The organism is Shinella daejeonensis (assembly GCF_024281235.1).
Taxonomy (GTDB): Bacteria; Pseudomonadota; Alphaproteobacteria; order Rhizobiales; family Rhizobiaceae; genus Shinella; species Shinella daejeonensis.
The window spans coordinates 1,053,036-1,070,649 of sequence record NZ_JAHWXY010000001.1 but is presented as its reverse complement, the minus strand read 5'-3'; the positions used below and the strand labels follow the sequence as shown (position 1 = coordinate 1,070,649).

Annotated in this window: 25 protein-coding genes; 5 read left to right on the top strand and 20 right to left on the bottom strand. The window is 60.5% G+C overall.

From position 1 onward, the window contains the following. Together KYK29_RS05125 and KYK29_RS05120 are read right to left on the bottom strand one after the other, a co-directional pair. Positions 1–639, bottom strand: coding sequence for a hypothetical protein (locus KYK29_RS05125; protein ID WP_254689757.1), 639 nt, complete (start codon positions 637–639; stop codon positions 1–3). Then, a complete protein-coding gene (locus KYK29_RS05120; RefSeq protein WP_254689756.1) occupies positions 639–3,428 on the bottom strand; it encodes a tape measure protein in 2,790 nt (929 codons plus the stop codon). Before KYK29_RS05120 ends, KYK29_RS05125 begins: the two co-directional genes overlap by 1 nt. A 39-nt stretch (positions 3,429–3,467) precedes the next feature. Between KYK29_RS05120 and KYK29_RS05115 the strand changes: the two genes are divergently transcribed. Beyond that, complete coding sequence (locus KYK29_RS05115; protein ID WP_254689755.1) at positions 3,468–3,734, top strand: hypothetical protein; 267 nt, start codon at positions 3,468–3,470, stop codon at positions 3,732–3,734. A 208-nt stretch (positions 3,735–3,942) separates the two neighbouring features. Here KYK29_RS05115 and KYK29_RS05110 read toward each other — a convergent pair whose 3' ends face one another. The 13 genes from KYK29_RS05110 to KYK29_RS05050 all read right to left on the bottom strand — a co-directional run bounded on the left by KYK29_RS05110 (position 3,943) and on the right by KYK29_RS05050 (position 13,165). Next, a complete protein-coding gene (locus KYK29_RS05110; RefSeq protein ID WP_254689754.1) occupies positions 3,943–4,305 on the bottom strand; it encodes a gene transfer agent family protein in 363 nt (120 codons plus the stop codon). Beyond that, entirely contained in the window at positions 4,302–4,754 is a 453-nt protein-coding gene (locus tag KYK29_RS05105; protein WP_254689753.1) for a phage tail tube protein, read from the bottom strand. The genes KYK29_RS05110 and KYK29_RS05105 overlap by 4 nt, the downstream gene beginning before the upstream one ends. A 274-nt stretch (positions 4,755–5,028) precedes the next feature. Next, positions 5,029–5,457: a DUF3168 domain-containing protein gene (locus tag KYK29_RS05100; RefSeq protein ID WP_254689752.1), complete on the bottom strand. Its 429-nt coding sequence runs from the start codon at positions 5,455–5,457 to the stop codon at positions 5,029–5,031. After that, a complete protein-coding gene (locus KYK29_RS05095) occupies positions 5,454–5,930 on the bottom strand; it encodes an HK97-gp10 family putative phage morphogenesis protein (protein WP_254689751.1) in 477 nt (158 codons plus the stop codon). Before KYK29_RS05095 ends, KYK29_RS05100 begins: the two co-directional genes overlap by 4 nt. Then, on the bottom strand, positions 5,930–6,295 hold the full coding sequence (locus KYK29_RS05090) for a phage head completion protein (RefSeq protein WP_254689750.1): 366 nt from the start codon (positions 6,293–6,295) through the stop codon (positions 5,930–5,932). The genes KYK29_RS05095 and KYK29_RS05090 overlap by 1 nt, the downstream gene beginning before the upstream one ends. Continuing rightward, the gene (locus tag KYK29_RS05085; RefSeq protein WP_254689749.1) at positions 6,279–6,485 is read right to left on the bottom strand and encodes a hypothetical protein; all 207 of its coding nucleotides are present in this window, start codon (positions 6,483–6,485) and stop codon (positions 6,279–6,281) included. Before KYK29_RS05085 ends, KYK29_RS05090 begins: the two co-directional genes overlap by 17 nt. Positions 6,486–6,487: 2 nt before the next feature. Further along, a complete protein-coding gene (locus KYK29_RS05080; RefSeq protein WP_254689748.1) occupies positions 6,488–7,096 on the bottom strand; it encodes a head-tail connector protein in 609 nt (202 codons plus the stop codon). After that, positions 7,096–7,428, bottom strand: coding sequence for a hypothetical protein (locus KYK29_RS05075; protein ID WP_254689747.1), 333 nt, complete (start codon positions 7,426–7,428; stop codon positions 7,096–7,098). Before KYK29_RS05075 ends, KYK29_RS05080 begins: the two co-directional genes overlap by 1 nt. A 54-nt stretch (positions 7,429–7,482) precedes the next feature. Next, complete coding sequence (locus tag KYK29_RS05070; RefSeq protein ID WP_254689746.1) at positions 7,483–8,799, bottom strand: phage major capsid protein; 1,317 nt, start codon at positions 8,797–8,799, stop codon at positions 7,483–7,485. A gap of 9 nt (positions 8,800–8,808) precedes the next feature. Next, positions 8,809–9,663, bottom strand: coding sequence for a head maturation protease, ClpP-related (locus tag KYK29_RS05065; protein ID WP_254689745.1), 855 nt, complete (start codon positions 9,661–9,663; stop codon positions 8,809–8,811). Next, positions 9,660–10,823: a phage portal protein gene (locus tag KYK29_RS05060; protein WP_254689744.1), complete on the bottom strand. Its 1,164-nt coding sequence runs from the start codon at positions 10,821–10,823 to the stop codon at positions 9,660–9,662. Before KYK29_RS05060 ends, KYK29_RS05065 begins: the two co-directional genes overlap by 4 nt. A gap of 109 nt (positions 10,824–10,932) precedes the next feature. Continuing rightward, the gene (locus KYK29_RS05055) at positions 10,933–12,831 is read right to left on the bottom strand and encodes a terminase large subunit (protein WP_254689743.1); all 1,899 of its coding nucleotides are present in this window, start codon (positions 12,829–12,831) and stop codon (positions 10,933–10,935) included. Next, complete coding sequence (locus tag KYK29_RS05050) at positions 12,731–13,165, bottom strand: P27 family phage terminase small subunit (protein ID WP_254689742.1); 435 nt, start codon at positions 13,163–13,165, stop codon at positions 12,731–12,733. The genes KYK29_RS05055 and KYK29_RS05050 overlap by 101 nt, the downstream gene beginning before the upstream one ends. 501 nt (positions 13,166–13,666) lie before the next feature. On the opposite strand from KYK29_RS05050, the gene KYK29_RS05045 reads away from it, so the two are divergent. Continuing rightward, positions 13,667–13,954: a hypothetical protein gene (locus KYK29_RS05045; RefSeq protein WP_254689741.1), complete on the top strand. Its 288-nt coding sequence runs from the start codon at positions 13,667–13,669 to the stop codon at positions 13,952–13,954. A 157-nt stretch (positions 13,955–14,111) separates the two neighbouring features. On the opposite strand, the gene KYK29_RS05040 is transcribed toward KYK29_RS05045, so the two are convergent. After that, entirely contained in the window at positions 14,112–14,282 is a 171-nt protein-coding gene (locus KYK29_RS05040) for a hypothetical protein (protein ID WP_254689740.1), read from the bottom strand. 5 nt (positions 14,283–14,287) lie between these two features. After that, on the bottom strand, positions 14,288–14,668 hold the full coding sequence (locus KYK29_RS05035; protein WP_254689739.1) for an HNH endonuclease: 381 nt from the start codon (positions 14,666–14,668) through the stop codon (positions 14,288–14,290). 307 nt (positions 14,669–14,975) lie between these two features. On the opposite strand from KYK29_RS05035, the gene KYK29_RS05030 reads away from it, so the two are divergent. Both KYK29_RS05030 and KYK29_RS05025 read left to right on the top strand, forming a co-directional pair. Further along, positions 14,976–15,419, top strand: a complete 444-nt coding sequence (locus KYK29_RS05030) for a universal stress protein (protein ID WP_254689738.1) — start codon at positions 14,976–14,978, stop codon at positions 15,417–15,419. A 115-nt stretch (positions 15,420–15,534) separates the two neighbouring features. Continuing rightward, positions 15,535–15,909 carry a pyrimidine dimer DNA glycosylase/endonuclease V gene (locus KYK29_RS05025; protein WP_254689737.1) on the top strand — a complete coding sequence of 125 codons (375 nt, stop codon included), beginning with the start codon at positions 15,535–15,537 and terminating at the stop codon, positions 15,907–15,909. Between the two features lie 107 nt (positions 15,910–16,016). Here KYK29_RS05025 and KYK29_RS05020 read toward each other — a convergent pair whose 3' ends face one another. From KYK29_RS05020 to KYK29_RS05010, 3 genes are all read right to left on the bottom strand, one after another. After that, positions 16,017–16,562 carry a hypothetical protein gene (locus KYK29_RS05020; RefSeq protein ID WP_254689736.1) on the bottom strand — a complete coding sequence of 182 codons (546 nt, stop codon included), beginning with the start codon at positions 16,560–16,562 and terminating at the stop codon, positions 16,017–16,019. Further along, positions 16,559–16,846 carry a hypothetical protein gene (locus KYK29_RS05015; protein WP_254689735.1) on the bottom strand — a complete coding sequence of 96 codons (288 nt, stop codon included), beginning with the start codon at positions 16,844–16,846 and terminating at the stop codon, positions 16,559–16,561. The genes KYK29_RS05020 and KYK29_RS05015 overlap by 4 nt, the downstream gene beginning before the upstream one ends. A gap of 136 nt (positions 16,847–16,982) precedes the next feature. Beyond that, the gene (locus KYK29_RS05010) at positions 16,983–17,168 is read right to left on the bottom strand and encodes a hypothetical protein (protein ID WP_254689734.1); all 186 of its coding nucleotides are present in this window, start codon (positions 17,166–17,168) and stop codon (positions 16,983–16,985) included. Between the two features lie 137 nt (positions 17,169–17,305). Between KYK29_RS05010 and KYK29_RS05005 the strand changes: the two genes are divergently transcribed. Then, positions 17,306–17,608, top strand: a complete 303-nt coding sequence (locus KYK29_RS05005; RefSeq protein WP_254689733.1) for a DUF982 domain-containing protein — start codon at positions 17,306–17,308, stop codon at positions 17,606–17,608. Positions 17,609–17,614 lie beyond the last annotated feature (6 nt).

Here is a 17,614-nt window from a genome sequence, read left to right as displayed (position 1 = left end):
TCACCGACTTTCGATCGCGTCGAAGGAAATCACACCGCGTCCGGTCGCAGCATCCGCCGAGGAGCGGATCGAACCGGAGACAATCGTCATCAGGCAGTAAGGGTGATCAAGCGACACCGGATCGTTGACGACCGTGTCCGGCCAGAGATGAGGCCGCACCTCCAGTCCGGACAGCACACCCGCGCCGGTCGCCGCTCCCCCTGCCACGACACGATGCAGGTTGTCGCGGATTTTCAGCAAATCTCCCGGCAGCAGCACAAGGCCTCCGCCCAACCCGCCAACCGTAACGACCTTGCGATTGCCGTTGATCGTATTGATCTTGGCATTGACCCCGTTAAAACCGTTGCTCGTCGGCCAGGATCCGCGCGGATATCGGATCGGATAGCAGCGGGAGAGTTGCCGGCCACGAAACTGCTGGAGCCCACCCTCCATCAGATCGAGGCGCGCCCGCCATGCATCGAGATCGTTGGGGGTAAGCGAGCGTGACACATAGCTTGCCCGCCAGAGCGGCGAACCGAAGTCCTTCACATAGGTGACGCCGCCCGCCGTCCGTGAATGCTCCTGCCGCATCAGCGGCTCGAATTCCGTCGACCAGCCGGGGAAGCCGTCGAGAAGGTCAAAAGGATAGGTGACCGCCATTACAGCCCCTTCACATTCCGCCGCCTGGCGTCCTGGATCGCCGCGACGGCGCGCGCCGGCATCTCCTTCTTCATCACCGCCAGATCGTGCCTGACCTCGGCCAACCCGGCCGCGTCTGCATTCGGCGCATTGATCGTCGGCTGAAAGTTCACGACGATGGTATCGCCCGCCGCCGCCCGCATCCTCGGCATGACCGGGGCGCGGATACCAACTGGACCGCCGTTCGCATAACCACGACGCAGCGCCTCCACGGCGGCCACGCCGCCCATACGGGCAACGTCCGCCTGCGAGAAGACGACTTCACCCTTGTGGACGATGCCAGCCGGCTGGTTCTTGCCGCCAGGGCCGGTATAGCCGCCATTCGCATACAACCCACCCGTGGGAGCAGCAGGGAACGAACCCCCGCCCCCGAACAACCCGAAAATCCCCGACAGCCACCCGCCACCGCCGACGGCATTGTTGACCTTGAAGATGTTGTTCAGGACATCGTCGATCAGCGCACTGCCGATTTTCTTGAGGCTGTTGGCAAAGATGTCAGCCGCGTCGGCCCCCTCGATAAAGCCGTCGACCACGCCACGCGTTACGTCCTTCGCCGTCGAAAGCGCGTCCTCGGCACGCTGGCGGATTTCATCCTGCTTTTCGGCGAAGCGCTCGGAAGCCTCAATTGCCGTGCCATAGCTGCTGGCCATTTCCAGTATCGCCCGAGCCTGCTCGCGGGCGGCCGGTGACAGGTTTTCGAAGTCGCCGGCAAGAAGCTGCTGGACGTCCTTCAGTTCCTTGCCCGCGGCCGTGCCCGCCTTCTGTGCTGCGGTTAGCAGATCCTGCGCAGCCTGCGCTCGGGCGAGCGTGAAGCCGTAATCGTCGATGAGCGGATCAATGGTCCGCTGCGCTGCCGTCTCGGCGATAATCGCTGCGGTTCGTTCCTGGATGGATTTCGTCAGGCGCTCGTATTCGTCATCGCGCTCCTTCTTCGGCTTCTTTCCTTCGGCAGTACGGGAAGCGTTGCCGGCAAGGTTGGCATCAGCGATGCGCTTGATCTGATCTTCCGTGAGCTTCTTACCGTCGGCAAGGGATGCACGCCGGACGCTGGCGATCTCGTTTTCGAGTGCCAACTGATCCTTGCCAAGCTTCGCCCGGCGCAGCGCCTCGTCGACATAAGCATTGCGATCCGCTTCGATTGCATTCCCGGCAATACGGGAGTCCGCGTATTGCTGATAGGCTCCTTGCAGCCTGCCCGTGCTAAGTGCTGCAAGCTCCGCCGCTGCGTCACGGGCCCCCTGTGACACGCGAGTCAGGTTGTCCAATACTGGCTGAAACGTATTTGCCAGCGCTTGGAAGTTGGGATTGAGGTTCGCCAGAGCGAATAATCTATTCTTCGCCTCTTCCGCAGAAATCGTTCCATCGTCAAGGCTGCGCTTCAATTGGCGAAGCTCGTCTATCTGAGCATCCGGAACAATCGAGAGATCGGCGTTGGTGAACAAGGATGCAAAGAGCGCCTCGACGGCCTCCTTCGCACTGATAAGCTCGACCTCTGCCGCCTTCACCTCGTTTGTCAACGCGTTCAGTTTCTCCGCACTGAACCTGTTCGCAGCATTTTCAACCTGATCGCCGGCATCTTCCGCTGCTTTTTCCAATTCGCGAAGACGGTCGGCGAAACGCTTTGCGCCTTCACCTGCTGAAGCCGTGGTATTGCTGAACAGGATAAGCGATGAAACAACCGCCCCACCGATGACCATGCCGACAGGGCCTGCCGCCGCACCAAGGCCACCAAAGGCGGCAGTAAGCCCGCCTACAGTGCGAGCAGCCACCAAGGCGCGAGTGAAATTCGCAAGTGCCGTTCCTGCCAACCCTAGAGTTTTTATCATTCCAGTCAGCGATCGCCCGATAAGCGCACCCGCGATAACGGCAGCCAATTGCAGTGCGACGTCTGCGGTTTTGTCGAAGTTGTCCGCCATCATCTCCAGCGCTTCGGCTATTTCCTGGGAGACACCAGTCGCCTGATCGGCGTTGCCAACATACTGAAGCATCGCGTTTTGCAGGAGCTGGATGCCGTCCGAAATTGTGCCGGGCATTTCGGCAGCTTCCTTGCGCAGCTTCTCCATCTGCGATGACAGCGCCTGCACTACGTCACGACCAGTTATCTTTCCGGCCGTGCCGAGCGCCCGAAGCTGATTGACCCCGACGCCCAGACCTTCCGCGAGGGCTTCCGCTACGCGTCCACCCTGAGAGATCACCGTGTTGAGATTTTCGCCCGAGAGCTTACCAAGAGCCATGGCTTTCGATAGGGCATTCATGACGCTTTCAGCGCGCTGTCCCTTTGCGCCGGAAACGACCAGCGCATTATTCAGCGATTCCGTGAAATCCAAAGTCTGGCTGGTGGTGTAGCCAAGCTCCTTCAACGTCGTCGCATTGGCCAGGTAGCCCTCCGCAGTCTGCTCCAGACTGGAATAGGTTCGGCGCGCAACTTCACCGACGCGCTCCATCACGGCATTGCCCTGCTCAACACCGCCAGCGGCAAGTCGGACGCGGCTATTCAGGTCCGACCAGGTATCTGCAAGCCTCGCAAGCTCCGCTGTACCCAGCACGGCCCCGACGCCAGCAAGTGGCGCAACCAGCCCCTTGAAGGATCGCGCAAAAATTCCGTCAAGGTTCTTGTTCATCTGACGCGCGCGGCGTTCAATAGCGTTGAACTGTCGGTTCGAGACGCCGTTCATTCGCGCAAGTTCCTTGTCGAAACCACGAATGTCAGCCGATAGTTGAACGACCAATTTCTCTAGATCAGTGGCCATGATTCATTACCTTGGCGCTAAAACTTTATGGAGGGGATCATGAAAACCATGAGATACAGGCTCACGAAGCTGGGGTGGCTGGGCGCGGCTATGTTTGTGCTACCAACGCCGCTGGCAGCATGGGAGTACCACGGAGCTTTAAGCCGCTTCGCGAACCGAAGCTCCTTTGAGCAGCGGCTGGAAGACTTGAGCGGTGTGCTCGCCGTTCCAGAGTTTTCATCGGTATATTTTACGACGCTGGCCACAGCATCGCTCGCTGGAGCTGTGCTTCTGCTGATTGGTCGCGAGATCGTAGAGGTGAACTAGCGTCAAATCCCCAGCCACTCTGCCAGTTCGTCCTTCTCGCTCTCGGTAAGGCTCTTGTCCTCGTCGGTGCTGTTGGCGGCGATATAGCCGTCGAGCGCAGCGAGGTACTTCCACACCGACATGCGGCCGACATCTTGCGGGATAAACCCCATGGCGGCACCATTCCCGTAGATGGCGGCAAATCTGACCTTGCCATTTGGCAATTCGTCTAGGCGTTCTCCGCCTCTTGATTTGCCGCCTCGTGCTCCCCCACCGGCTCCTCCGGCGCTCCGTTCAATGCGGCGCTAAGGACGGCAAAGGCGTGAATGAGACTTTCCGCTGGCGGGCGCGCCTCGACGTAGGAGCGTACCAGCTTGAGTGCGGCCACCGGCTCCAGCCCGCCGCCGATAAGCCCAAGGCGAATGACATTCGAAATGTCGCCTACTCGGCAACTCTTGTCGACGAGGCGCTGGAGAACAACCCAAGGGCCGGCATCGACGGCCTCCTGAAGCATCTCCAGTTCAGCCCAGGCCAGACGGAACACATAGGTCCCGTCAGCCCAATCGAGCGTGACAGAGGCATCGCGGCTCATCCGCCGGCCTCCGGCGTGACGGTACGGACCATCTCGCCATCACTCTGCATGCTGATATTGGACGTGACGCGGCGACCGTTCGGTGCATCGGCCTGCACGGTTTCAACATGCATGAAGCCAGTCCACGTGATGGTCTTGGCCGGAAACTCCCACTCGACCTTCGCCGGCACACTTTCCACGCTTTCCCACGCATCCAGCCAGGTCTCTACACTTTCCTGCGCCATCAGGCCTTCGCCGTTGATGCCCATGCTCAACGAGACTGCATCGCGACCGAGCCAATCGACGGCATCGGGATTGTCGCAATCGGGGATCTGGACCTCCTCCAATCCCTTGGTGAGCGTGATCGACTTCGACGTGAAGCCGCACGGCGCAGTATATTCGATTGGTGTGGCGTCATCTCCAAGAAGCACGCGGACTTTCCCGCCGCGCAGGGTTTTGGGCTTTGCCATGGGTATCTCCATTGTTGGCAGTAGGAAGCCCCGCCGGATGACGGGGAGGAAAATTCCAAAAGTCGCTAGAGTTTTGGTCGTGTGGCGCGACAATGGCCGACGTGATACGTTCAGGCATGCCAAACGACGTTTTCAGATTTGCGCAGCGCGTTAGCACTTGGATGCTGAGCCCCGGCCTTATCAACCGGACCTGTCTTTTCGCCCTTGCGCTCGCGGTGTGGATATACATCGGAACCAGCATCGTGCTCACAGTCGCGGCCACTGCTGGTTAAACTCAAGGCTGCTCCACAACCGCAGTAAAGCTCAGGGCGGCATGACTGGTCTTGCCGTCGGGATCGCGCATGACGCGGGTTATCCGGTGACGAAAGGACACCATGGCGTTCTCCGCCAGCGGCAAGTCCTCATCATGGAGGGCGCGGCGCACTGCATCCGCAACCTTTCTGACCTCCGGAAAACCAACCGCTCGCGACCAACAATCGATTTGAAAGCTGATCTCGAATCCGTCGATGCAGTCGGCATCGTCGCTCAACTCGTCGCTCGGCCCCATCGACACATAGGGCCAGGCCGCGCCGGTATCTTCGATGCGCTCATTCTCCGGCGGCACATCGTCATAGACGCGGCCGGCCACCAGCGCCGAGACACCGGCATCAGTCTCCAGCCGCGCTACGATGGCGACCTGCAATTCATGGCTGGGCGAGGTCATGACGATGCCGCCGCCTTCGCGGCTTTGCGCACACCGGCCCGGATGCGGCGCGCGGCCGGCTTCTTGTTCGCCCGGTAGCTTGGGAAGAAATAGGGCTGCGCCTGCATCTTCTGTGTTCCGAACTCAACCCATCGCGCATAGAACGCGTCGTCGACACCGCTGCTCTTGTCGCGGGTGCCCGCATAGATGGTGATGGTAAGGTCGCCGCCAAGGGCACTCTCCGCCACCTTGCCGAGCGTCATGGCACCCTTCGGAACCTTACCCCATGTCCATCCGATACTATCGCGTAGCGCACCAGCACGGCGGCGCTCGTCTGGTGTTTTCAGTACCGGGACGAGGCTCTTGGCCATACGCACAATTTCGTCGGCCGCCTTTTCCAAAGCTTCCGTGATGTGCTGCTTAGCAATTTCGGGGAGCCGATCCAGCTTTCGTTGCAGCTTCGCCAGGCCGAGGATTTTGGTTGCCCGGACCATCAGCTCGCCACTCCGCGTTCCACGACCAGATACACCCACTGCCGATCTGTCAGGGCGTCCACCTCCCTGATGGCATAGGTCGTGCCGGTCCAGACATCATTCACGAACTCGCCGGAACGGGCGTCTCGCATCTGCCAGTCCTGCGTGATGGTGCGCGTCAATGAGCACGATCGCACCCGCACCTTCAGGACGCCGCGGCCTTCCAGCCTCGCTGCCATGACGGCCTCCCCGCCGCCGGCATAGATGAACGCGGCCCGGCGTTGGAACTGCTCGACGAACTGGCGCTGATGGTTTCCGGCATCATCCTTCACCCGGTCGCGCCGGTCGAAGGCAACGCGGTAGCGAAGATCACCCGCGCCCGCCATCGTCTACCTCCGTATCGTCAATCGGCTTGATGGCCTTGCGCGGCATTCTGACCAAAGCGGCCTTGCCGAGCGCGACAGCCTTATCCACACATTCGCGCTTCACTGTCAGTTCCATGCCGGCCTTGTAGGCAATGGTCGACATGGGCGTCGGCTTGTAATCGAAGTCGTGGATGAAGCGGACACGTGCCATTGTCAGAGCCTCCGAACCTTGTAAGGGGTGATCAGCGCATCCACCGCCAGCGGCAATTCAGTCGCAATGGTGCCGGTGACGGTTGCCTCGCGGCTGTTGAACCACTGCGCGACGAGCATGCAGATGGCCGTCTTGATGGGCGCTGGAACGGTGGAGCGCGCTGGAATGGCGGGCGTATCGCCATCGGCCGGCACCTTGGGAGCGGTGACGTACCCAGCCTTGTAGGTGATGCTCACCGGCCCACCGACCGACATATCTCTAAAGACGACATACGAAATACCACCGGCATCCGTCACCAACGAATAGCGATCCGGATCGACCTCGACCGTGCCGCCATCCTCGCCGAGATAGGTGACGCTGGAAATCGACATGACCGGCAGCAAAGGCAACGGCAAGCAGCTCTCAAAGCGGTCGAAATCCTGCCGCCATTCCTGCTCGACCAGACAGCGGCCAAGCACCCCGTTCCAACCATCGAACATCCCGGCTGCCGCTTCCAACATGGCCTCAAGGACGGGGCCGTCTTCCTCGGCCTCGACGATGACGAACCGCCGCGCTTCCTCCAGCGTGACCGGCAGAATTGCAGGCGGCGTGACGAGAACGGGGCGATGCATTACTCGGCCGCCTTGTTCTTGGGAGCGCCCTCAGCCTTATTGCCCAAGGCGTCCTTGGCCTTTTGCTCCAGTTTTGCCTTGGCCTCCGCCTCCTGCGCGGCGACCGCCTGCGCATTTTCCTCGGGCGTGCTGCGCGAGGCGTAGCCTTGCGGCGGATAGTTCTTCGCCAGATAGCCGGCGGCGACATATTCAGCCACGGTCGGACCGTCTTCGATAGCACCGATTGCCCTTGCGGCTGCCAGTAGCTCGGGCGGGCAGTCGTCGCCGATCTTGAAGTCGGTCGGGAAGGCTTCGCCGCGGCGGGCGCCGCGAAACGGTTTGGTGAACTTCATTGCCATATTCTCCGGTGGAAGGGTGGCAGGCGACCGAAGCCGCCTGCCTGTGCATTACGGGGCCGCCGGCGCGCCGATGCGGTGGTAGCGCATCCACTCCGGGTTCCAGAGCCCGCCGCCGACACGCTTGCGGGTATAGAACAGCACATAGGGTTTGCTGGTGTAGGGGTCGCGAAGCACGGACATGCCCACCCGGTCGAAGATGCGATAGGCCTGTGCCATGTTGCCGAACAGGACGGGGATGGTGCCGGCCGCCACGTCAGGCAGACCGGATAGCTCGTTGATCGGCTGTCCGAGGACCTGCGCCGGCTGACCCGCCTGGAACGGCGGCTGCCACAAGAAGTTGCCCTGTCCATCCTTCATCTTGCGGATGACGGCATGAGTCTTGCGGTTGGCAAACAGCGCCGCGCCCTGCGAGCGATCCTCCGGCAGATCGTAGATCAGATCAACCAAACCATCCGGTGTGAGGCCATTGGCATCGTCGGACAGCACCTCGGCAATCGGGCCGAGGGGATGACGCTGCGCTGCCGGCAGTGCCGCCTCCGTCGTCGCGTCGTAGCGCAGAACGCCCTTCGGCTTATTCACGCCGTCGCCGTTGATGAAGGCCGCACCTTCCTGATAGGCGAACTCGATATTGACCTCGCCGGCAAGCCAGGAAGCCATGTCGATTTCCGAGTCCTCCAGGATGCGCTCGGTCGCCGCCGGCATGGCGTAGATTTCACCAAAGGCGAATGCATAGGTCGCCAGGACCGAACCGTCGGTCTGCGGCCGTGCGGTCTTTTCGCCAACCCATGCGGATGTTGTGCCGTGCTGGTTGTAGAGCTTGGTGAAGCCCTGGCCGGTGACCGACTGGACGGAGGCGAAGCGGCGCATCGGCGAGATGTCGACCCGGGCATCCGTGATGGTCCGGTCCCATTCGACGGGCGCGGTATAGCCGCCCTTGGAGTCGTCGCCGACCTCATAGGAAGCAGTGATCTCGCCGGCCTTCATTGCCGCCTTGACCTGGCTTTCGCCGTCGCCGGTACGAAACCAGTCGTCGAACGTCGCCCGATACTCGCGATCTGCTTCGGACAGGCCGTCGTCGTCGCCGCCGCCATTGACCGACAGTCCGGCCAGTCTGGCGTTGAGCTTGTCGATTTCGGACTGATAGGCGGCGTTCGTCTCGGCAATCGACGCCTCGATACGGCCAAGCTTTTCGGTCGTCACGACATCGTCGAACCTCCTCGAATGCTCCTTGTCCTTCTCGGCCATCGAGGCCTTGAATTCGGCAAAGCTGGTGTTCAGCTGGGCAAACAGCCCAGCCAGATCGTCACCATTTGCACGAATGGCGACCGTACCGCGCAGCCGGCGCGGATTAAGATGCTTGCTCATGATGATCTCCTATGAGCGGATGGTGGAAAGCAGCTGCCGCATGGCAGCCTGCACACGGTCGTCAGCATCGCGCGTGACGGTTCCAGCGGCATCGCGCGCGCCGGTCTTAAGCGAGGCGACAAGGCTCTTGGCCTCGACGCTCGACATTCCCTGAGCCATGAACGCACGCTCCGCGACACGCTCTGGCGGAAGTTGCTTGGTGATATTGGCGGCGATCTTTGCCGCGCCTGCCGCCAGCTTGCGGTCGGCAAGGCCGCGCTCGATGGCGGCTTTGGCGTTGAACATCGAACCCTTGCCACGCCCCTTGTCCATCCATCCGGAGGCTTCCGGCTGTTCGACACCGGCACGCGCGGCATAGATTTCAGCCATCGCGCCATCGACCTCAGCCAGCAGCTCGGCCGCATCCTTTGCGTCATACTCGTTACCCATGACCACGGCCGAGGCCTTGTGGACCATGATGAAGGAACCGTCCGCCATGGCGATCTCATCACCCGCCATGGCGATCACCGATGCTGCGGAACCCGCCATTGCCAGCACATTGACCGTCACCTTCGCCGGATGAGCGCGCAGCAGGTTGTAGATCGCCAGACCCGACAGGAAATTACCTCCGGGCGAATTGACGTTGACCACGACATCGCGGTGACCGATCGAGGCCAGCGCACCACTAATCCGGCGCTCGCTGTTGTCGACGTCCGAGAACGGATCGCGACCGATCTGGCCATAGATCGAGATGACGTTGTCGCCCTCATTCTTGGCGGCACGGATATCGGCGTTGAATTCGGCCATCGCCTCATCGGGCGGATCGAACTGCAACAGGTCGGTATGCTGAAAAGCCCTGATCTCAGGGAGCTGGCGAAGGCTCATTGCCCATCCTCCTGTTGCCCCGGTGCGGCGGGAAGTTGTCCCGGCTTGGCCTTTCCAAGCTCCTGAAGCGCGCGCACCTCGTCGACGCCCATCCATGGCCGATGCCCGCCGGAACCCAGCGCCTTGGCGAAGAATTCTGCCTGGTCCTTCATCGAGCCGCGTAACAGTGCGCCCTCATTGAACTTGGCGTAAAAACGATCCTTCTCCGCATCGAGAAGCACCGAGCGATGGATCGCCTGCTCCCAGGCGGTGAACCATGGAGCGAGACCGTAGCGGACGAAGAACTGGCCGAGCACGTCGATGCCGGACCCCCACGAGGTATCATCCACCATCAGCAGCGGGCGCGGTACGCCGAACACCCGGCCGATTTCCTCGATCTGATGCTGACGGGTTTCCAGATGCTGGTTATCGCGGCCGGTCTGGCTGAACGGCGTGGCGTCCATTTCTTCTTCGAGGATCAGCCATTTGTGTGCATTGTCGGCATTTTCGCGTTCTGCCATGCTGGCCTTCAGCCGCTCATAGGCCTCGGGCGAAAGCTTCGCCTTGTGCTTGAGCGCCCCGCCGACGAGCATGCCGTTGCGGAACAGGCGTGCTGCCGCCTTCTCGGTCTGAAGCGCAAGGCCAATGGCCTCGGCCGCCTGCCTGACCAGCGACATGCCGCGCAGGCCGTCGGTGGACAGGCCGCGCAGATGCAGGATTTCCTCAGCCTTGAAAATCTGCTTCGGCCCCTTTGCCGGCTGGTAGTGGTATTCGACCGTCCAGTCATCATTCTGCCTGATCGTCACCATGCCGTTCGGCAGCGGTACCAGCCTGATCGGCCGCCCCATCGAGCGCACAACCAACGCAAAGGCATCGCCATTGACCAGTGCTCGCATCTGCATCAGCGCCTTGAAGTCGAATGCCGACTGCCAGTCGTTCGGCTGCCTGGTCAGCAGCTTGTACAGCGAATGGCTTTCCGCTTTCAGCCGCTCGTCGCCAGCCTCGAAAAGGTGCAAGGGCAGCATGCCGATGGTGTAGGAGACCAGCGACACGCAGCGAAACACCGTCGTGTTCTTCAGTGCGGTCGTGACGGTAACGTTCGCCCCGCTCTCCGTCATTGAGACGGCGCGCATCAGGTCGGCAAGCCGGTCGCCGTCGACCGTGAAATGGTTCTCCGGCATCGAGGCCGACACCAACGGAACGAATGGCACTGCCGCCGCCGGCCGTACGGTCGAACGTCCCGCGGGAGGCGAGAAAAATCGATCGATAAAACTCATCCAATTATCCCGCCTATACCATCAGGATGCCGCGCTCTTCGTAGACCGACGGGCCTTGTTCCTCGAACTCGGAATGCGCCGCACCGACCGCTTCGGAAATCGAGATCATGCCATCGATGCGGCCGCGAGACCTGCGCTTGTCGAACGCCCGGTTGTTCATCGGATCGGCCGTGATGATCGCGTTGGAGGCGCACATCGTTGTCACCGGACTGGCGTCGATGGTGATCGCGCCGTCGAGGATCGCGTCTTCCAGCTTCTCGATTGACTTCGGCATGCACAGCGCCCGCTCCACGAACACGATACGGGTGCCCTGACCGTGGCTGACCAGCTTCAGACCGCTGCCTTCCGGCTCATCCGGACCTTCGAAGCGCCAGGTCGGAAAATCAATCCGACTACACGCATCGATGAAGTCGCCGATCTTGGCCGCGTCGAAGGCGAGAAACTGCACATCGTGCTTATCGTTGAGTGCCTTCACCTTCGCGCCGACGAACTCGTAATCGATCGTGGCACCCGGCACCGCCTCGATCAGCTTCTTTTCGGCCCAGTCGGCATAGGGCGCATTGTCGTCGCGGCTGCGATCATGGATGCCGGCCCTGGTCGTGAAGTACCAGGTCTTGACGAACAGGTGCTGCTTGCCGGCTTTCTCCCCGCGCCAGCATGCCGACAGCGCAGTCAGGTCATTTTTCTTCGACAGGTCGAGCCCAAGCCAACAGGGCAGCCCGACCATCGCGGCTTCGTCAACCACGCCCTGGCAACTGTCCCACGCCTCCTGTGTTGTCCAGAAGCCTTCCGTGCCAACCGGGATGCCGAAATACAGTCGCTTCGTCGACAGCGCCTCCGACAGCATCAGCCTGGCCGTGTTCACTCGCTTCCTGACGTTGTCGATCGGATAGGTGACATCGAGCGCCGGCAGCGCCTTCGCCCACACCGCCTCGTTATCGAAGACCGTTTCGCGGTCTTTTTCATCGACCCGAGCGATGAAGCCGAACAGGCTATCGTCCTCGGCCTGCCCCGTGATGACCTTCTGGAACAACTCCGAATACTCGGTTCCGACGATCTGGTTGATAGCCGGCGTGTTTGTGCCGAGCACCATCAGCGGATCGCCGGACATCTTGTCGATGGCTGCCTTCCAGATTTGCAGCGAGTAGGCTGTCTTGAACTCGTGGATCTCGTCGGCCAGCACCGCATAGGGCCGAGGGCCGGAGATCGAATCCACCGACGCCATCGACTGGAATTTCGAACTGGTCGCCGGGTGCTCGATCCGCCAGGCATTGTCGCCGGTTCCGCGGATAACCACATCGCCGCGGCTTTCCAGGCTCTCGAATTCATCCTCGTCGCGATCCGGAAGGTTCGCCCGGCACATGGCGACGGCATCCTTGAACAGGACGTTCGCCTGATCCTTGTCGCCGGCGATGGCGTAGACTTCAGACCGCTCCTTGCCGGCATATCCCATCATGTCGATCCCGATGCCGGCCATCAGCGGCGACTTTGCCTGACCCTTGCCCGTTTCCAGCCACGCCATGCGGAACCGGCGCAGCCCATCTGACCGTTTCCAGCCGAACAGCGAGGCCACGACGAAGCCATGCCACGGCAGGAGATGGAACGGCTTGCCCTCTGCGATACCTTCTGTGACGGTGAGCACGGCCGGGAAGAAGCCGCAATGATGCTTGGCCCGGCCGACGTCGAAGACAAGACCACGCGCAGCACCATCATCCAGATCGCGCAAGTGACGCCGGCAGGAAGCCCGAACAAATTCACCTGCTACAACCTTTCCATCCAGCACATCGCAGGCGTATCGCGTGGCCAGATCATCAGCCGCCGGTCTTGCCGAGATAACCGTCACTCGCGCGCTCCCGGCGCTGCTTGCGCTCGACCTTCTGGACAGACCCACGACGACGCGGCGCGATGCCAAGCTCGGCTTCGATCCGATCCGCGTCCGATCCTGCCTCACGCATCGCCGTGAAATACGGGCTCACCCGCGCGATTGCTTTGCTGTTGCCGCGCCGAGGCTTCGACACCACGCCGTTTTCAGCGACTTCCCGATACATACGGTCAAACATCAGATAGGCGCACACCAGACGCTGGATCGAATGGCCGTTGGCCGCCGCCAGCAACTGCCGGTCCTTCAACTCCGTGGTGACGATGCGCCAATGCTCCTGGGCGGCGAGGATTTCCAGTTCGTCGTTGAACAGGCTCTGCCAGTCCGGCTCGACGACAATGCTGCCGGTGCCTTCAATCACGTTCATGACACCTCATCCCTTCGGGATGGCCCCAACTTTTTGCTCTGAAATCGGTCTCGGTGAAAATGGAGGGGGGGCGCGGGTCACCAGATCGATCGCCTCCAGACTTTTGACCACCCCCTCCTGCATCGCAAAATGGATGCCTTCGCAGGTGCGAACACGCCAACCCGGTTCAGCCATCACCCGGTCGCTCTTGAGGCCATTGCAGCGTCGGCAGGAGCAGGGCGTGTCCGCATACGAATGCTCCCCACCTCGCGATCGAAGTACAGAGCCTCGCAATGACCTTATTTGAATCCTTGCTAAACCCGATTGAGGCGCGCAAGGTTGTTTCTTCAGTAGCCATCGACACGGGCGCTGCTGTTTGAGGGCTAGCTACCCTGGCCCCAAACGAAAGGAGGACGATATGTCTTTCCTCTTCGACCGCTACCGGATCGTCACAACGATATCCAACATGGCCATCGGGGCCAGCTTTATCATGGTCCTCTACATCCTGATGCAGGAGTGGATATGGTGATCTTGACCTTTAGAGCATCGAAGACCACGGCGAAGCTGAAAAAGACACTGCTCCACCAAGTTCTCAGTAATGCCAACTATGAAACCGAGAAACTTGCAGGAGGTGTGGGCCCAGAGAACGAAGAGGCACGGAGGATTATCCGTCTTATCAAGGCTGCGACCATCGGTGCGGAGGCCTATCCGCTGTCAAAGACCTCACTGCACCGTGATCGCAATGCTGGCATCGACACATGGGACAATGAAGGTGGCGCTCCTAAAGGACCTCGCCGTCCTACCAAATGATACCGCGTGAAGCGGTACAAGGCGCGCCACACGGTTAAACCCGGCTCTAGAATAGCGGGACAGCGATGGTCTCACCAACGATGCGCTTCAACTCGTGTCGGTCGATGATGACGCGGTGCCGGCGCTCGTTGATCTCGGACGTGACGATCCTGCTCGCTCATTCCTCGGCTCCCTCGATCACCACGTTCGCACCGCTCATCCAGCCGGCGAGCATGAACAGCTTGGTTGCCATCCACATGCGCAGGCCGAACAGGCGAGGCATGCGGACACCTATACGGATGCTCTCCATCAGTTCTCTGCCGTCGATGACGATCTCGCTACGTGCCATGCTGCTTACCTCGCATTCCATGGGTGGTTCTTGTCCACCGGCCGCCCGTTGATGTCCGACCCGATGGTGTAGCCGCGTGCTTCTTCCTTCTGGATGAGCGTGTCGTGGCATGACTTGCAGACGGCTTCCGTGTTCTCCAGGTCGAAGAAAAGGCTCTCGTCGCCCTTGTGAGGCTTGATGTGATTGACGACCGCCGCGCGGGGATGATGACGGTCGCCGGTAACCAGCAGGCTGTCGCAGCGCTGGCAGGTGTAGAGGTCGCGGACCAGCGTCTGTTGTCGGATGCCGTGCGGACCGCACCATCGCTTGTCGCGGTAGAGGCGGCGGTACTGCTGAGCCTCCGTGGAGCGACGATGCAGGCGCTGCTGCTTGCCGGTAAGCGCCATGCTGGATACCTTGTAGATGGGAAACAGGAGGGGGTTATGAAATCTGCGATTGTAGCCGTCTTGGCGGCCTTGGCTCTGTCGGTATCTGCCTACGCGCATGGCGGCGGATGCCGGAAAAGCTCACCGCCCGGGCAATGCTGCCACATGGATAACAGCACCGGTCAGGTGCATTGCCACTGACGCCAGCATGATAGAGCGGCCGGAATTGGCGTCATTGTGCCACACGGGTAGGAGAGCACCTGTCTCTTTCTACCCGGCAACAGATGTGCTTCCTTCAGCGTCCCTTAACTCGTTCCCGAGGCTTGCCATGTACACACATATCCTGATCTCCACCGACGGCTCGGAACTCGCGGAAAAAGGCGTCGATCACGGCCTTTCGCTGGCAAAGGCGCTCGATAGCAAGGTCACGATCGTGACGGTTACCGAGCCATTCCCCGCGCCTGTTGGCCGGGCTGGCTGGGTCATTACGCCCAATGACATCGCCAGATACGGCGAGGAACAAAAAAAGGAAGCCGAAGAGTTGCTTTCCTCCATCAAGTCGAGGGCCGACAAGATGGGCATCGATGCCGCTACGGTCCATGTTCCTAACGACAAGGCAGCGCCGGCCATTCTGGAGACAGCACGGCAGGCCGAATGCAATCTGATCGTTATGGCGTCCCATGGACGTCGAGGCGTGAGCCGCCTTCTTCTCGGCAGTCAGACTGCGGAAGTCGTATCCAGCAGTCCGGTGCCCGTTCTGGTCGTTCGGTAAGAGAGAAACACCTGAGAAGCCGGACGATTAAGCCCGACTCTCCAGTTAAGGATCGGGAAGGCAGTAGGCTATGCGTTTGAAGTTTCACCGCCCGTAATATCAGGACTTTGCTAAATTGACGCGTATCAACTGTGTTCCGCCCGCCGAACTCACCACACCCCACCTGATTGCTGAATACCGCGAGCTTCCACGTATATTCGGTCTGGTCCGTGCCGCAATAGAGCGTGGAGAAAAACCCGATGATAGCCGTAACCCGGCAGAATATCGCCTGGGCCAAGGACATGTTCGGTTCTTCTATCCACGCCTCGGGTACCTGGCTAAACGCCAAAAAGAATTGATCGACGAAATGCTAAAGCGCGGCTATTCGCCAAGCTTCAAAAATCCGGAGGCCCTGCTCACTGGCATTCCTGTCGAGTGGCATGGGGAATGGATACCATCAGCCGCCGCTACTGCTCTCAATAGAAGCCGGATAGCGGAGCGTCTTAAATAGCACCCTTAGAAATCAACCGGAATGGAAATGAAAAACCCGCCTTCGGAGGCGGGTTCGGACGCAACTTTGCGATGATGACAATCCAATAGGGGGTTTCGTTACCGAAGTCAAATGGTTTCGCGATCGAAATGAGTCTTTCGGCTCACAAAGTTGAAATGGATGGCGCACTGGCGCAGGTCGTTGGCAAGAACCGTGGCGATGGCGCGCTTCTCCTGCTGCTCCCGTGTAGCGATTTCATCCGATGTTGCGCCTTGGACGCAGTAGAGCATCAGGCGCTCGAAGGAGAGCCGCCCGATTTCGTCGACCAGACCGCGCAGCGCATCGATCGCGGCAACACGACTGTCCGATATACCGGTTCTGTGACCCGCCTTGGTGCCACGAAGGAAGTCCGCCGAACTCGCGACCGTAGCACCGGCACGCTCCCAAAGAATGGCGAAATGGTTGCCGGCATAGAACAGGGCGCACGGTTCCCCGCGACCATACCGCCATTCGAAGGAGCCCGGCCGGCACCGGATGGTCAGATGAGCGCTCCGCTGACTGGAAACCCTCAGGCGGACCTTGGCCAGCACCGCGCCGTCCTTGCCGCCATCAGCCCGGATCAGGCGAGCGATACGACGCTGTTCGTTCACACGCTTGGATTTACGTTCCTTCATTTGTACCTTGCTTCTCGCTTGATGAGGGTGCGGCGCTCAGGGGTGAGTTTGACCCATGCTGCGCGCCAACTGGTGGGGGCTTTGTAGATCGGCCCAGGCGGATCGATACGGAACCACTTGCCGGATGCGTCGAGGAAGTATCGCCGCGGATCCGTATCGAAGCTGCCCACCATGTCGGAGAACAGCAGTTCGCAGATCGTGCCATCTGCCTTCGCGTCCTTCATCGGCCGCCATGGATTGACGCGGTCGTAGGCTTCTCGGGCTTTGCGCTCGGCGATGGTCATTGGTCTACCTCGATCTCTTTGCGGATCGCGTCGGTCCCAAGCTTGAGCAGACGCATCATGACAGTCCGTTCGGCGTGAGGCATGACGTGACAAGACAGATGAAAAAGATTCTGGCCAAGCCACCAGCGAAAGCGCCTCATCGGCTTTCCTCCGATTCGTGGCGCAGGAGCACCTGGCGCAATTCGTCTGCCCTCCTGATCGTGTCACGGGAGATCAGGCCGCCGTTGCCACCAACGAACTTGCCGCCAATCATCGCGCCACAGTCGTCGAACGTGATGGCGTCTAGCAGGGCTTTCGCCGCGGTTGCGATTTCATCGCTCATCCCGCCACCTCGATAAATTTTCTGATGGAGACGGAGCACCTAATCTTGAATCGAGAACGTCTCGAAAATAAATCATCGGTTGGCGCTCGATTCCGGCGCCACCCTTGTTGATCACCAACGTTTTCAGTGAGGTAGAAATGAACTCGAAGGTATTTGATAGGCCCGTCTATCTGAAGGAACGCAAGGAACTGATCCGAGAGATAACGTGCTTGGAAGACGCCATCGACTTCTTGGAGGAACGGCCTGAAAAGGATCGCGATATCATTTACGATGCTACCTTGAAGACCTGCTACATGGCCTTCGACGGGCATAAACCACTTCAGGTCGCTCGTGATGCAATCCGAGCCTACGGGAAGAAGAAAGGCATCCTTGTAAAGGAACCGGCGGTGCAGCCGTGGATGGTCACGTCTCCCTCTGGTGGCGGGCGCGTGTCCGCATAAAGGTAA

Coding starts and splice junctions, on each gene's coding strand:
- KYK29_RS05065 (WP_254689745.1), bottom strand. CDS start 9,663: ATGAGCCTTCGCCAGCTCCCTGAGATCAGGGCTTTTCAGCATACCGAC.
- KYK29_RS05125 (WP_254689757.1), bottom strand. CDS start 639: ATGGCGGTCACCTATCCTTTTGACCTTCTCGACGGCTTCCCCGGCTGG.
- KYK29_RS05045 (WP_254689741.1), top strand. CDS start 13,667: ATGGTGATCTTGACCTTTAGAGCATCGAAGACCACGGCGAAGCTGAAA.
- KYK29_RS05100 (WP_254689752.1), bottom strand. CDS start 5,457: ATGACCTCGCCCAGCCATGAATTGCAGGTCGCCATCGTAGCGCGGCTG.
- KYK29_RS05085 (WP_254689749.1), bottom strand. CDS start 6,485: ATGGCACGTGTCCGCTTCATCCACGACTTCGATTACAAGCCGACGCCC.
- KYK29_RS05010 (WP_254689734.1), bottom strand. CDS start 17,168: ATGAGCGATGAAATCGCAACCGCGGCGAAAGCCCTGCTAGACGCCATC.
- KYK29_RS05060 (WP_254689744.1), bottom strand. CDS start 10,823: ATGCCGGAGAACCATTTCACGGTCGACGGCGACCGGCTTGCCGACCTG.
- KYK29_RS05040 (WP_254689740.1), bottom strand. CDS start 14,282: ATGGCACGTAGCGAGATCGTCATCGACGGCAGAGAACTGATGGAGAGC.
- KYK29_RS05105 (WP_254689753.1), bottom strand. CDS start 4,754: ATGGCAAAGCCCAAAACCCTGCGCGGCGGGAAAGTCCGCGTGCTTCTT.
- KYK29_RS05020 (WP_254689736.1), bottom strand. CDS start 16,562: ATGAAGGAACGTAAATCCAAGCGTGTGAACGAACAGCGTCGTATCGCT.
- KYK29_RS05070 (WP_254689746.1), bottom strand. CDS start 8,799: ATGAGCAAGCATCTTAATCCGCGCCGGCTGCGCGGTACGGTCGCCATT.
- KYK29_RS05005 (WP_254689733.1), top strand. CDS start 17,306: ATGAACTCGAAGGTATTTGATAGGCCCGTCTATCTGAAGGAACGCAAG.
- KYK29_RS05080 (WP_254689748.1), bottom strand. CDS start 7,096: ATGCATCGCCCCGTTCTCGTCACGCCGCCTGCAATTCTGCCGGTCACG.
- KYK29_RS05075 (WP_254689747.1), bottom strand. CDS start 7,428: ATGAAGTTCACCAAACCGTTTCGCGGCGCCCGCCGCGGCGAAGCCTTC.
- KYK29_RS05050 (WP_254689742.1), bottom strand. CDS start 13,165: ATGAACGTGATTGAAGGCACCGGCAGCATTGTCGTCGAGCCGGACTGG.
- KYK29_RS05015 (WP_254689735.1), bottom strand. CDS start 16,846: ATGACCATCGCCGAGCGCAAAGCCCGAGAAGCCTACGACCGCGTCAAT.
- KYK29_RS05035 (WP_254689739.1), bottom strand. CDS start 14,668: ATGGCGCTTACCGGCAAGCAGCAGCGCCTGCATCGTCGCTCCACGGAG.
- KYK29_RS05095 (WP_254689751.1), bottom strand. CDS start 5,930: ATGGTCCGGGCAACCAAAATCCTCGGCCTGGCGAAGCTGCAACGAAAG.
- KYK29_RS05090 (WP_254689750.1), bottom strand. CDS start 6,295: ATGGCGGGCGCGGGTGATCTTCGCTACCGCGTTGCCTTCGACCGGCGC.
- KYK29_RS05120 (WP_254689756.1), bottom strand. CDS start 3,428: ATGGCCACTGATCTAGAGAAATTGGTCGTTCAACTATCGGCTGACATT.
- KYK29_RS05030 (WP_254689738.1), top strand. CDS start 14,976: ATGTACACACATATCCTGATCTCCACCGACGGCTCGGAACTCGCGGAA.
- KYK29_RS05110 (WP_254689754.1), bottom strand. CDS start 4,305: ATGAGCCGCGATGCCTCTGTCACGCTCGATTGGGCTGACGGGACCTAT.
- KYK29_RS05115 (WP_254689755.1), top strand. CDS start 3,468: ATGAAAACCATGAGATACAGGCTCACGAAGCTGGGGTGGCTGGGCGCG.